A 12,814-nucleotide genomic window follows, 5' to 3' on the forward strand; every position below is an offset into this window, starting at 1 on the left:
TATCCCCTCCACCTCCATTATGCAGGTAGAGACGGTGTCCTGGACGCTAAGTCCGGGACCGCGGCGGGTGCCCGCTAGCGGGAGACCAGTTTCCTCACCATGACGACAATCGCCGCCACCGAGCCGGCCACGACCGAGAGCGGCTTCCAGCGGTCGGCGAGGCTTACGTTGTGCGAGGGCTCACTGTCGGCGGAGGTGCGTGCGGGGATCACTGATCGGGCCTGCTCCGAGAGACGGTCCGCCCCGGTCTTGGCCGAGGCCTTGGTGCGGTTCCAGAGCGACTTGACATCGAGGCCACGCCCCAGCTCGTCGCGGAGCTCGGCCAGGTGGTCGCGGCGGGTGCCGGAGCGGCGGCGCAGCTCGCCGTACGACGGCGTTGGCTCTTTGGGCTTGCTATCCTCGGGCTTGTCGTCGGCCTTTTCTTCCTTGGGCTTCTTGACGTCGAGCGTTGCGGGATCGAAGCTTCGACCCTCGCGCAGCACGCCGATGTCGTAGCGCACGCCACGAATGGCATCCTCGGGCAGCAACGGTAGTGCCTTCTTGAATCGCGAGACACCGATCAGTGCGGCGATGGCAGCGACCACCAGGAACAGTCCTGCAACCAGCAGCGCGGCCAGCCAGCCGTCCATGATGGTGGAAAGGCCTAGGATCGCTGCGGCGATCAGTGCGACGGAGAGGAAGGCGAGGAAGAGTACCGCCACCGCGAGGAACGCCGCGGCGATCCCGGCCTTGACGCCCTTCTGTTTCATCTGCTCGAGCGCCATCGAGAGTTCGTCGCCGAACTGTCGTGGTGTCAGCCTGGCCAGCAGCTTGATCAGCCCAAAGACCGATGGCTTGTTGGAAGTTCCCGTGCCTCGTGCGCTAGCGGAGCTATCCATAGCTCTGCCTCCATCCCTCGTCTAACAGGCCGCCTCGGCGGACCTGCAAGCTGCGTAAACCTTTTCCTAAAATTACCATTGACCGGCTAATGCCTCGTGCGTAAGCCTACGTCAATAGCAAGCACCCTTAGTGACAGGGTAGTGACAGGTGGTGGGCGTTCCAGCCTAAGATGGTATAGGCGACATCGTGGTCCGTTGTCCCTCCCCCCTTTTTTTGTTGGATGAGATTCAGCGCGCCAACCCAGCGGTAGTCGACACAACCATCCTTCGAGGCCTCCCGGCCACCCGTGACGCAAGGTAAGACCTTGGTCGGATAGGCACCAGTTGAGCACCGTGACCCACCCCGGAGATTCCCTGACCCGGCGCCAAAAACTGATCTATGTAGTGATCCTCGGCTCCCTCACCGCCCTGGGCCCGTTCACCATCGACCTGTATCTGCCGGCGTTTCCATCCCTGCAGAGCGATCTCGGTGTGACCGAGGCAGCTGTACAGCTGACCCTGACCGGCACGATTGTGGGGTTCGCCGTCGGGCAGCTGATTGTTGGCCCGCTCAGCGACAAGGTGGGGCGCCGGGTCCCGCTGATTCTCGCGACCAGCGTCCACATCCTGGCCTCCCTGGGCGCTGCAATGGCTACGGACATCACCATGCTGATGGTCTTCCGGGTGCTGCAGGGCATCGGCGCTGCCGGAGGCGGCGTGGTCGCCATGGCGATGCTGCGCGACCTGTTCAGCGGATACCCGCTGGTGAGAATGCTCTCCTACATGGCCCTCGTCAACGGGTTGGCACCCATCTTCGCGCCGGTGATCGGATCGTCGCTGCTGCTCGTTATGCCCTGGCCGGGGATCTTCTGGTTCCTCGCGGCCTACGGGGTGCTCGTCATCATCGCTGCGTGGGTGTTCCTCATCGAAACGCTGCCAGCGGGCCGGCGTGGAAACTCGGGTGCCACCGCACTGCAGCGTTACCGTGCGGTTCTCACCGACAGGATCTTCATCGGCGTCCTGCTGGTGGGCGGCATGAACTTCTCTGGACTGTTTTCCTACCTGTCGGCGTCGCCGTTCCTGTTCCAGGGCACCTACAACTTCAGTGAGCAGCAGTACGGATTGCTGTTCGCCGTGAACTCGCTCGGCATTGTGGCAGGCGTGCAGATCAGCGCCAGGGTCCTGCGGCGGATCGGACCCCAGTGGGTGATGGTGTACTCCACCGCGTCGATGCTCCTGATGTCGCTGCTCATCGTGCTCTTCGCCCAGCTGGGGTTCGGCCTGTGGGGCATCATGGTGCCGCTCTGGTTCTACATCATGTCGGCTGGATTCACGTTCCCCTGCGTGCAGGTGCTGGCGCTGGCCAACCACGGTGCCCAGGCCGGAACCGCCGCCTCGCTCCTCGGCGCCGTCACCTTCGGTCTGGCGGGTGCGATCTCCCCGGTGGTCGGCCTGCTCGGTGTCTCGGCGACCACCATGGGTGGAGTGATGGCGGTCTGCATCGGCGCCGCAGTGGTGTTCCTGTGGACGGTGGTCCGGCCCCGGACCGTCCCCGCCCTGCAGTAGCTAGTAACCGGTAACTGCAGTAGCTGGTAACTGCAGTGCCAATCCGTGAAGTAGAACAAACTACCCCTGCGCCAGACGGCGCAGGGGTAGTTTTGGTTTAGCTCCGCTCGGCCTTGCTGGAAATGTTGCGGGCCATCGACTTGAAGATGGTGCCGTGGAACGGGAGCACGCCCAGCCAGTACAACCGGCCAGCGAGTCCCCTCGGGAAGAACACCGCACGCTGGGTGTATTCGCTGCCGATGCCGTCGGGGCGCACCGACATCTCCAGCCAGGCGCGGCCCGGGAGCTTCATCTCGGCGCGCAGGCGCAGCCGCTCACCCCGGACAATTTCCTCGACCCGCCAGAAGTCCAGCGGGTCGCCGGTCAGCAGCTGATCGGTGTGGCGCCGGCCGCGGCGCAGCCCGACGCCGCCCACCAGCTTGTCCATCCAGCCACGGGCGGCCCAGGCGACGGGCAGGGAGTACCAGCCGTTGTCCCCGCCGATGCCCTCGATAACCTTCCAGAGCCGGTCGGGTGACGCCTTGGACTGGTAGACCTGGACGTCGGTGAAGACCGTGTGGCCAGCCCATTCCGGGTCGGTGGGGAGCGGATCGGCTGCGGTGTCCACCCGTGAGGCCCCGGCCCAGCTGGTTTCCACCTCTCCCCCGCGTTCCTTGCCCAGCGCCAGGCTCACCGCTGTGCGGTAGTCGGTTAGGCCGCCGTCGGGCGCGGGAAGGTAGTCGTCGATGTCGTGCTCGGCGGTGATCGCATCGTGCTGCAGGGACTCGATCAGTGGCATGGCCATCACCCGCGGGATGGGGGTGACCAGGTTGACCCAGTGGCCTGCAAGGCGGGGGGTCAGTACGGGCAGGGCAAAGATCTTGCGCCGCGGCAGGCCCGCCTCGACAGCGTACTGGTTCATCATGTCGGCATAGGACAGCACGTTGCGCGAGCCGATGTCGAAGGTCCGGTTCAGGTCCGTCGGGAGGGTGAGCGCGCCGAGCAGGTAGTGCAGGACGTCGCGCACCGCGATCGGCTCAATCCGGTTCAGCACCCACTTGGGTGCCGGCATGACCGGGAGGACGTCGGAGAGGTGCCTGATCATTTCGAACGACGCGGAACCGGATCCGATCACCACTCCGGCCTGGTAGGCGATGGTCGGCGTCCCGGACTCCAGCAGAATCCGCCCCACTTCCTCGCGGGAGCGCATGTGGGTGGACAGTTTCACGTTCGCGGGGTGCAGCCCGCCCAGGTAGACCATCCGTGTCACGCCGGCCGTCGTCGCGGCGCTGGAAACCAGTGAGGCGATCTTGGACTCTTTGGTCTCGAAACCTTTACCGGTGCCCATCGAGTGGACCAGGTAGTAGAGGGTGTCGACACCCTCGCAGGCCTTCCTGAGTGATTCCTCATCCTCGAGGTCGCCCTCCACGACTTCCACCGAGGAGGTCCAGGGAACATCCTTGAGCTTCTGCGGGGAGCGCACCAGCACACGGACGGTGTGGCCTTCAGCGACCAGACGGGAGACCAGCCGGCCACCGATGTACCCGGTAGCGCCGGTGACTAAGATCAGTTTGCTGTCTTGTTCCATTTCCTCAGAATACGCCCCACGCGGGGTGACTCACGACAAAAGAAAACCCCTCCCCGCCAGCACGAAGCTGGTGGGAAGGGGTTTGGTGGCTCCTCCGACTGGACTTGAACCAGTAACCCTTCGATTAACAGTCGAATGCTCTGCCAATTGAGCTACGGAGGAAAGCAGCAGATACAACTTTACATACCAAGTGCGGGTAAGTGAAATTGGCCGGAAATCAGTCGGAGCGCAGCTGGCGGCGCCGCATCTCCAGCGCCAGCAGGTCACGCTGCAGTTGGACGTACTGCTCGGGGTCGGCAGCAGCGTCGACGCGCTGCAGTTTCCCCTGCATCTCGGCCTTGAGCCGGGTGATACGCAGCTCGAAAAGTCGGTTCACAATGTCCCGGCAGTACAGTGCCAGTGCGTCCTCGGCCTTCGACGGCAGCGGGGTGACTGCCAGCTCGGTGACCAGCCCGCGCAGCACCTCAGGGACCTCCTGCCGGACCCGTTCCACCCACAGGGCCGGATCCACCCCCGCGGCGCCCGCGGCCTGCACAGCGTCCTTCAGCACCCCGTAGACACGCTCAGAGAACCCCGACTCGGCAAACCGCTCCCAGTGCACCGGTTCCAACAGGTTCGGGTACTGCAGCACCACCTCAAGGACCTCGCGCTCCATCCGGCCGATGGGGTCCTTCGGATCCGGGCGGGGGAAGTGCTGGGCGTCGCCCTCGCCACCTGCGGCGTCGGCGGTGCCCTCGCTGGATCCGGCGGACGACGACGGCGCTGTCCCCTCGCGGGACGCTGCACCAGATCCCGGGCCAGGGCCACTGCTCACCCCTGTCCCCTTGCGGGCGGCGGTCGCCACCGCACGGGCCACCTGATCCTCGCCGACGAACTGCATTCCGAGCCACCGGGACAGCTCGCGGGTGTAGATGGACCGCAGCGAGACGTCGCGGATGCGCGCGACGATCGGGGCGGCGTGCCGCAGGGCGTTGACCTGCCCCTCGCCGGTAGAGAGGTCATAGTTGCCGAAGGAGGCCTTGATGGCGAACTCGAACAGGGGCCGCCGCGACGAGATCAGCCCGCGGACGGCGTCGTCGCCCTTCGTCTGGCGGAGCTCGCAGGGATCGGCGCCGCTGGGCTCGACGGCGACGTAGGTCTGCGCGACGAACCGCTGGTCCTCCTCGAAGGCGCGCAGGGCGGCTTTCTGCCCGGCGGCGTCACCGTCGAAGGTGAAGACCACTTCGCCACCGGAGCCGTCGTCGGACAGCAGCCGGCGGGCGATCTTGATGTGGTCGGCCCCGAACGCGGTGCCGCAGGTCGCGACGGCGGTCCCCACCCCGGCGAGGTGGCAGGCCATCACGTCGGTGTAGCCCTCGACCACCACGAGCTGACGGGTCTTGGCGATTTCCCGCTTGGCCAGGTCGATGCCGTAGAGCACCTGGGACTTGCGGTAGAGCGAGGTTTCGGGGGTGTTCAGGTATTTGGGCCCCTGGTCCTCCTCGTAGAGCTTCCTGGCCCCGAAGCCGACGGTGTCGCCGGTGATGTCGCGGATCGGCCAGATCAGGCGGCCGCGGAACCTGTCGTAGATGCGCCCGGCGTTGTTGGAGGACACGCTGAACATGCCGGTGAGCTTCAGCTCGTCCTGGGTGAAGCCCTTGCCGGTCAGGTGGGTGAGGAGTCCGTCCCAGCCCTGTGGTGCGTAGCCCACCCCGAACAGTTCGGCGGCCGCCCGGTCGAAGCCGCGGTCCTGCAGGAACCGGCGCCCTGCAGCAGCACCCTGGGTGAGCAGTTGGTCGCGGTAGAACTCGGCGGCGATCTTGTGGGCGTCCAGCATCCGCTGGCGCCTCCCGATGTCTTCCCGCCGCGGGCCGGTGCCGCCGTCCTCGTACCGCAATTCGAACCCGATCCGGGACGCGAGCTTCTCGACCGTTTCGGAGAAGGAGGTGTGGTCCATCTTCTGGACGAACGAGATGACGTCGCCGCCCTCACCGCAGCCGAAGCAGTGGTAGGAGCCCATCTGGGGGCGGACGTGGAACGACGGCGAACGCTCGTCGTGGAATGGGCACAGTCCCTTGTAGGAGCCCACGCCGGCGGACTTCAGGGTGACGTAGCCGTCGACGATTTCCTTGATGTCAGTGCGTTGGCGTACCTCATCGATGTCTTCGCGCTTGATGAGTCCGGCCATGAAAACAGTCTATGCGTCAGCGGTGGGGTCCGGGCGCGCGGGCAACGCCTGTGCAGGACCAGTCCCGCTGCACGCCACGGGACCGGGTATCGGGAGGGGCAGGGGCTACCAGAGGGACGGAACGGGTCCGACGGCGCGCCGGTGGAGGGCCAGCGCTGAGGCGTCAGTGAGCGAGGCCACCTGGTCGATGACCACCCGGAGCCGGGCGTCGTCGTCGGGCGCGTCCTTCCAGTCCGCAGCGAAGGTCGGTTCCAGGAACCTGTCCCCGGCCGCGGCCATCTGGGCGACCAGGGAGCTGAGGACCTCCCGCTGGCGTTCGTAGACCGGCTGGCGCCGTTCGGTGGTCATCACGAAGGTGGTGGCCAGCCCCTTCATGACCGCGATTTCCAGTTCCGTGTCCTCGGGCACCACCATTTCCGCGTGGTACCGGGTGAGCGGGTCGTGCCCGTAGATGGCGCGGGTGGCGGCGAGGGCACTCAGGCAGAACCGCCCGATCAGCTGGCTGGTCATGTTCTTCAGCGCGGCCATCGACCGCCTGCTGCCATCCGCGTCGCGGACCCACATGTCGGTCGCTTCCAGCCGGGCGAGGGCGGCGTCGATGGCTGCGGCGTCGCTGTCCGGGAGGTACCACTGCTGGGTGTAGCCGACCACCCGGGCCCGCGTGTCGGAGTTGTCCATCTGCTTCAGCTGGAAGTGTCCGGCGACGATGGCGTCCTCGACGTCGTGCACCGAGTAGGAGATGTCGTCGGCCAGGTCCATGACCTGGGCCTCAAGGCAGGACTGACCGGCCGGGGCGCCCTGACGGAGCCAGTCGAAGACCGGCAGGTCGTCCTCGTAGGCCCCGAACTTGGAGGTGCGCTGCCCGTGCCGGACCGGGGCGTTGGCGGCGGTCCACGGGTACTTGGCGGCGGCGTCGAGGCTGGCACGGGTGAGGTTGAGGCCCGCCGGGGTGCCGTCGGCGCGGATCACCTTCGGCTCAAGCCGGGTGAGCAGGCGCAGGGTCTGGGCGTTGCCCTCGAACCCGCCGACGGAGTGCGCGAGGTCGTTGAGCGTCGATTCACCGTTGTGCCCGAAGGGCGGATGGCCGAGGTCGTGTGCCAGACAGGCGGCGTCGACAATGTCCGGGTCGCAACCCAGCGCACGGCCCAGTTCGCGGCCCACCTGGGCGACCTCGAGGCTGTGGGTCAGGCGGGTGCGGACAAAGTCGTCGGTATCGGGGGCCACCACCTGGGTCTTCGCCCCGAGGCGCCGCAGCGCTGAGGAGTGCAGCACCCGGGCTCGGTCGCGCTCGAAGTGGGACCGGTGGGTGCTTTTGGCGGGCTCGTCGACCCACCGCTGCATGTCGGAGTCGGTGTAGCCGGGGGTGACCGGCGCGTTCGGGAAGCTCATTCCGGACTCAGCCACCTGAGACATCCACTTCCGCGGCGGAGATGTCCGCCTGCTGCGCATCGTTCAGTGCCCGTGAGGTAAGCCAGTCCTGCGGCAGTGAGGTCTTCTTGGGGCTGCCAGCGCGGCCCCGGGGGCCTTCGGCGTCAGCACCCGGGTAAGGGGACGCGGCGTCGAGCTCGGCCAGCAGTTCACGCAACACCTCAAGGGTGGGGACGGCGGCCAGTTTGGCGCGGAGCTCCCCGCCGACCACGTAGCCCTTGAAGTACCAGGCCATGTGCTTGCGGATGTCCCGCAGGGCCATCATCTCGTTGCCGAAGGTGTCGACCAGCAGTTCGGCGTGCCGGTAGACGGTGTCGGCGACCTGCCCGAGGCCGGGCTGGTGCCTGCTGCTGTCCCCCTCGAACGCGTTCATCAGGTCACCGAACAGCCACGGCCTGCCCTGGCAGCCACGCCCGATGACGACGCCGTCGACGCCGGTCTGCCGCACCATCCGGATGGCGTCCTCCGCCGACCAGATGTCGCCGTTGCCGAGCACCGGGATGTCCGGGAGCGCCTCGCGGAGTTCGGCGATGGCATTCCAGTCGGCCTTGCCGGAGTAGAACTGGGAAGCGGTGCGACCGTGCAGTGCCACGGCGGCAACGCCGCTGTCGCGGGCGATCTTCCCCGCCTCGCGGAACGTGAGGTGATCCTCGTCGATCCCCTTGCGCATCTTGATGGTCAGCGGAATGTCACCCTTCGAGGCTTCACGGACCGCTGTCTGGACGATGCCGGTGAACAGGTCAAGCTTCCACGGCAGCGCCGCACCGCCACCCTTCCGGGTGACCTTCGGGACGGGGCAGCCGAAGTTCAGGTCGATGTGGTCGGCGCGGTCTTCTTCGACCAGGATCCTGACCGCGGCGCCCACCGTGACCGGGTCGACGCCGTAGAGCTGGACTGAGCGGACCGCTTCGTCGTCGTCGTGCGAGATGATCCGCAGGGACTCGGGGTTGCGTTCCACCAGGGCACGGGAGGTCACCATTTCGGAGACGTACAGACCGCCACCGTATTCGCGGCACAGCCGGCGGAACGCGGTGTTGGTGATCCCGGCCATCGGCGCGAGGACCACTGGGGTCTTCACGGTGATGTTCCCGAGCTGCAGCGGGGGCAGATCGAGTCGGGTTTCAGCTGATGGGCCGGGGGCGGAGGCCTCGGCTACGCCGGGCAGGGTTGATACAACAGTCACCAGTCCATTGTCGCAAGCTGAGGCAAATCGGGAAGCGTTTGGTTCACCCGGCGCGCCAGGGCCCGGGTCAGTCGCTTCGATCCCGCCGGGCACGGCGGGTATCCGACGGCGGGTTCCCGCTGACCGGCCCGGCTGCGGCACTCTCGGCGGCGAGCGCCGCGGGCCGCTGCCCGTCGTCGTCGTGCCCCGCCGACCGGGTAATTCCCACTGCCTTGACCACCAGGACGGCGATCAGGGTGGTGGCGGGAATCGCGAGCACCAGGCCGATGGAGCCCACCAGGGTGCGGACCACCTCCTCCGCGAGCTCCCCGCTCGTGAGGTTCTCCAGGACTGTCCGCTCGTACAGCGAGACCAGGATCAGCAGCGGAAGCGCTGCCCCGGCGTAGGCGAACGCAATGGTGTAGACGGTGGAGGCGATGTGGTCGCGGCCAATCCTCATTGCCCCGGCGAATAGCCTCCTGGCCGAGGTGTTCGGGGCCAGCTCGTACAACTCCCACACCGCCGAGGACTGGGTGATGGTCACATCGTTGAGGACTCCCAGCCCGGAGATGATCAGCCCGCACATGATGATGCCCGAGATGGAGACGCTACCGGAGGCGTTGACCAGCGCGTAGGCGTTCTCGTCCCCCACCCCGAACAGGTAGATCGATTCGGTGGCCCACGCGGCGAGGAGCGCCGTGATGGACAAACCGAAGAGGGTCCCCAGCAGGGCAGTGGAGGTCCTGGCGGAGAAGCCGTGGGCGAAGTAGAGGACCCCGATCATGATCACCACCGACCCGACCAGCGCGAGCAGCAGCGGCGGTTTGCCTTCCACCAGTCCCGGCAAGATGAACTGGCCCAGGACGATCAGGGCGCCGACCAGGCCGATCATCGCCCGCAGTCCACGCCACCGGGCGACGGCGACCACCACCACCGCGTAGAGGACGGCGAGCCAGATCATCGGGATGGTCCTGACGAAGTCGATGAAGATGTAGGGGGCGCTTCCGCCCTGGATGACCCCGTCCAGGTTCAGGAAGCGGATCCGGTCACCGGGCTCGACGGCGTTGGCCCGGGCCAGTTCGGGGGTGACCTCGACCGGAACCTCCGCCCCGCCGGCGTCGGGCAGGGTGTAGGCGACCTGGCACTGCTGGGCGACGCCGCCAGCGTCGACGGTGGGTTGGGAGGACGGACAGTCCTCCAGGGAGATCCGCTGGACCTCCCCCGTATCAATGGTGACGCCGTCGGCGGTGGCGTAGGGATTCGCGACGGTAACGTCGCTGCGGTCCCCGCTGGGCCACAGCAGGATCATGCCGATCACCGTCAGGATGCCGAGGGGCACGAGGATCGCTGAGAGCAGCAGGTTCGCCCGCCGTCGGGCACCAATCGTTGAGGCGCTCAGCTCCGAATTCCCAGTGTCCTGACTGTGACTGTGGCCCACGAAGTTCCTAGCTGTCCAAGATGGTCGAAAAAGAGCACCTGTTCGGTGCCCTTCGGAATTCTACGCGGGGCCCCTCCCCGGGGATCCAGCGCACGGTTCGGGACATAAGCTATTACCAGGATGAGTTACCTACAGCGGTAGGCGGAAAAGGACAGATGAAAGAGCGGTTCAGTGAATCAAGCGAGGTTCCCGCGGGAACCGTCGCGCATGCCCCGGTCATCACCGTCCGTAAGGGCTCCGGCCCGGTCACCGGCGTCGCACTGGTGTTGCATGGCGGCCGTGCGAACAGCTTCGAACCGGTACGCGCCCGCCACCTGAGCCCGGTGCGGATGGTGCCTTTCGCCGCGCTGATCCATCGCCGCGGCAAGCGTCACGGCCTGGAAGTGTGGTCCCTGCGCAACAGCGTCAGGGGGTGGAACGGCCAGGAGATGTCGCCCCTGCACGATGCCCGCTGGGCTCTGGACGCGATTCGCGACCGCCATCCAGGGGTTCCCATCTACCTGGTCGGCCATTCGATGGGCGGACTGGTGGCCCTCTGCGTCGCCGACGACCCGCAGGTGCGTGCAGTGGTGTCCCTCGCCCCCTGGCTCAGCGACACTACCCCCGCAGATCCCGTCGACGGCAGGCGGGTGCTGATCCTGCACGGCAACCAGGACCGGTGGACCTCCCAGCGGCAGTCGTACCGTTACGCCCAGCGGGCGCAGGGGCTGGCCAAGGAGTTGCACTATGTCACGGTCACCAACGCCGGGCACTTCATGGTCACGAAAGCCCGGCTCTGGCACGAGCTCACCGCCTCCTTTGTGCTGAAAGCCTTCATGGACGACACGGGCGCGTCAGTGCCACCGGCCGGCACCCTCCCGGCTCGTGACCTGTTGGCCAGCGACCAGCCACTGGCCATCTCGGTCTAGGCCGCGACTACCTAACCGGTATGTTCCACTCCATCCACCAAAGGTGAACGATGCCTGACTTCCCCTTCCTCAGCTTTGCTGCCGGTTTCGGCTGGGCGACGCTCGGCGTCGTCGGGCTGCTGGCCGCCACCTTCGCCCTGGCACAAATCCAGAAGCGCCACTCGGTGATCGATACGGCGTGGGGGCTCGGCTTTGTGGTGATTGCGGCCATCACCTTCTTCACGTCGGCCGACGTGGCCGGAGGGTCAGCGGGCGACGACGGCCGCCGCGTTCTGATGCTCATCCTCACCGCCGCCTGGGGGCTGCGCCTGGCCGGATTCATCGGATGGCGTGCCCGCGACGGTGCCGAGGACCCGCGCTACGAGGACATGCTCAGTGATGCGCCGGGCTCCCGTAACGCCTACGCACTGCGCAAGATCTATCTGACGCAGGGCGTCGTCATGCTCTTCGTCTCCCTGCCCGTTCAGGTGGCCATGTACTCGACCGGGCCCCTGGGCTGGCTGGCGTGGGTGGGAGCGGTGATCTGGCTGGTCGGCTTCTTCTTCGAGACCGTCGGTGACTACCAGATGGCCGCGTTCAGGGGTAACCCGGCGAACAAGGGCACGGTGATGGACAAGGGCCTCTGGCGCTACACCCGTCATCCGAACTACTTCGGGGACGCTGCGGTGTGGGTGGGCCTCTTCCTGGTCGCCGCCGACTCGTGGCCCGGCGTCCTGACCATTCTCTCCCCGGCCCTGATGTTCTGGACCCTGTCCAACAAGACCGGCAAGCCGCTGACTGAAAAGCGGCTCAGCACCCGACCCGGCTACCGGGAGTACATCGAGAACACCAGCGGCTTCTTCCCCCTTCCCCCCAAACCCGGACGAGGTGCATCATCATGAGTCGACTCACTGAGAAGATCGGGCGCTGGCAGCCCCAGCCCAACGACCGCTTCTACCGGATGATCGTGCACACCGGGCAGGCGCTGCGGTTCGTGTTCCGCATCCGCGTGATCGTCACCGGCGAGGAGAACCTGCTGCCGCCGGGGCCGTTGAACGGCAGGTCACGCCGCCCGGTACCGGGTCAGGGTGCGGTAGTCGCCATCACCCATTTCGGGTACCTCGACTTCGCCTTCGCGGAGCTGGTGCTGTGGCGGCACGCCCGCGCCCAGATGCGGTTCCTCATCACCAAGGGCGCGGGGTCGCACTGGTTTGCCGGCCCCGCCATCCGTGCGGCTGGTCACGTGATCGTTGACCGCAGTGCCGGGAGCGCCGCCTACCAGGGTGCGCTCGAGAAACTGAAGGCCGGCGAGTACGTGGCCATCCTGCCGGAGGCCGGCGTCAGTCGCAGCTACACCGTGCGGGAACTGAAGACCGGCGCGGTGCGCCTCGCTGCGGAGGCAGGGGTGCCCATCATCCCGATCTCGGTGTGGGGGTCCCACCGCCTGATGAGCCGGGGCCACAAGCTGTCCCTGAAGACCGTGTTCCGCGCACCCGTCCGGGTCCACATCAGCAAGCCGATCCGGCACGGCGCCGATGCCGACGTCGTCATCGAGACTGAGCAGCTGCGCGCCGAACTGCAGGACGGCATCGACCGCGGCATCGCCAGCTTCCCAATGGTTCCGGAGCCCGGTGCCTGGTGGCAGCCGGCCCACCTCGGCGGTGGCGCCATGACCGAGGAGGAGCGCATCGCCGCTGACGCGCACGACAAGGCGACCGGCCGGCACGAGCGCCAGTAGAGCT

At 66.8% G+C, this 12,814-nt stretch carries 10 protein-coding genes and 1 tRNA gene; 4 read left to right on the top strand and 7 right to left on the bottom strand.

Going from position 1 to position 12,814, the window contains the following annotated elements:
- Nucleotides 1-74: 74 nt before the first annotated feature.
- A complete protein-coding gene (locus tag HMI58_RS06390; protein ID WP_171618547.1) occupies nt 75-878 on the bottom strand; it encodes a phage holin family protein in 804 nt (267 codons plus the stop codon).
- Nucleotides 879-1,202: 324 nt separating this feature from the next.
- On the opposite strand from HMI58_RS06390, the gene HMI58_RS06395 reads away from it, so the two are divergent.
- Complete coding sequence (locus HMI58_RS06395) at nt 1,203-2,423, top strand: multidrug effflux MFS transporter (protein WP_171618548.1); 1,221 nt, start codon at nt 1,203-1,205, stop codon at nt 2,421-2,423.
- Between the two features lie 97 nt (nt 2,424-2,520).
- Here the strand turns inward: HMI58_RS06395 and HMI58_RS06400 are convergent, their stop codons facing one another.
- The 6 genes from HMI58_RS06400 to HMI58_RS06425 all read right to left on the bottom strand — a co-directional run bounded on the left by HMI58_RS06400 (nt 2,521) and on the right by HMI58_RS06425 (nt 10,185).
- Nucleotides 2,521-3,990, bottom strand: a complete 1,470-nt coding sequence (locus HMI58_RS06400) for an SDR family oxidoreductase (protein ID WP_171618549.1) — start codon at nt 3,988-3,990, stop codon at nt 2,521-2,523.
- Between the two features lie 86 nt (nt 3,991-4,076).
- Nucleotides 4,077-4,152 (bottom strand) — tRNA-Asn (locus tag HMI58_RS06405).
- Nucleotides 4,153-4,207: 55 nt separating this feature from the next.
- The gene (gene dnaG / locus HMI58_RS06410) at nt 4,208-6,157 is read right to left on the bottom strand and encodes a DNA primase (protein WP_171618550.1); all 1,950 of its coding nucleotides are present in this window, start codon (nt 6,155-6,157) and stop codon (nt 4,208-4,210) included.
- 105 nt (nt 6,158-6,262) lie between these two features.
- Nucleotides 6,263-7,546 carry a deoxyguanosinetriphosphate triphosphohydrolase gene (locus HMI58_RS06415; protein ID WP_225667951.1) on the bottom strand — a complete coding sequence of 428 codons (1,284 nt, stop codon included), beginning with the start codon at nt 7,544-7,546 and terminating at the stop codon, nt 6,263-6,265.
- Nucleotides 7,547-7,553: 7 nt separating this feature from the next.
- Nucleotides 7,554-8,750, bottom strand: coding sequence for a tRNA dihydrouridine synthase DusB (gene dusB, locus HMI58_RS06420; protein ID WP_171586394.1), 1,197 nt, complete (start codon nt 8,748-8,750; stop codon nt 7,554-7,556).
- A gap of 85 nt (nt 8,751-8,835) precedes the next feature.
- Complete coding sequence (locus tag HMI58_RS06425) at nt 8,836-10,185, bottom strand: YibE/F family protein (protein WP_318779151.1); 1,350 nt, start codon at nt 10,183-10,185, stop codon at nt 8,836-8,838.
- Between the two features lie 155 nt (nt 10,186-10,340).
- Here HMI58_RS06425 and HMI58_RS06430 point away from each other — a divergent pair, with 155 nt between their 5' ends.
- Genes HMI58_RS06430 through HMI58_RS06440 form a run of 3 tightly spaced genes read left to right on the top strand, consistent with a single transcriptional unit; the run spans nt 10,341 to nt 12,810 of the window.
- On the top strand, nt 10,341-11,093 hold the full coding sequence (locus HMI58_RS06430) for an alpha/beta fold hydrolase (RefSeq protein WP_171586292.1): 753 nt from the start codon (nt 10,341-10,343) through the stop codon (nt 11,091-11,093).
- A gap of 50 nt (nt 11,094-11,143) precedes the next feature.
- The gene (locus tag HMI58_RS06435) at nt 11,144-11,974 is read left to right on the top strand and encodes a DUF1295 domain-containing protein (RefSeq protein WP_171618551.1); all 831 of its coding nucleotides are present in this window, start codon (nt 11,144-11,146) and stop codon (nt 11,972-11,974) included.
- Nucleotides 11,971-12,810: a lysophospholipid acyltransferase family protein gene (locus HMI58_RS06440; protein ID WP_171586294.1), complete on the top strand. Its 840-nt coding sequence runs from the start codon at nt 11,971-11,973 to the stop codon at nt 12,808-12,810. Before HMI58_RS06435 ends, HMI58_RS06440 begins: the two co-directional genes overlap by 4 nt.
- The last annotated feature ends 4 nt before the right edge of the window (nt 12,811-12,814 follow it).

Origin of the sequence: Arthrobacter sp. 147(2020), assembly GCF_013116715.1 — a bacterium.
Lineage (GTDB): Bacteria > Actinomycetota > Actinomycetes > Actinomycetales > Micrococcaceae > Arthrobacter_D.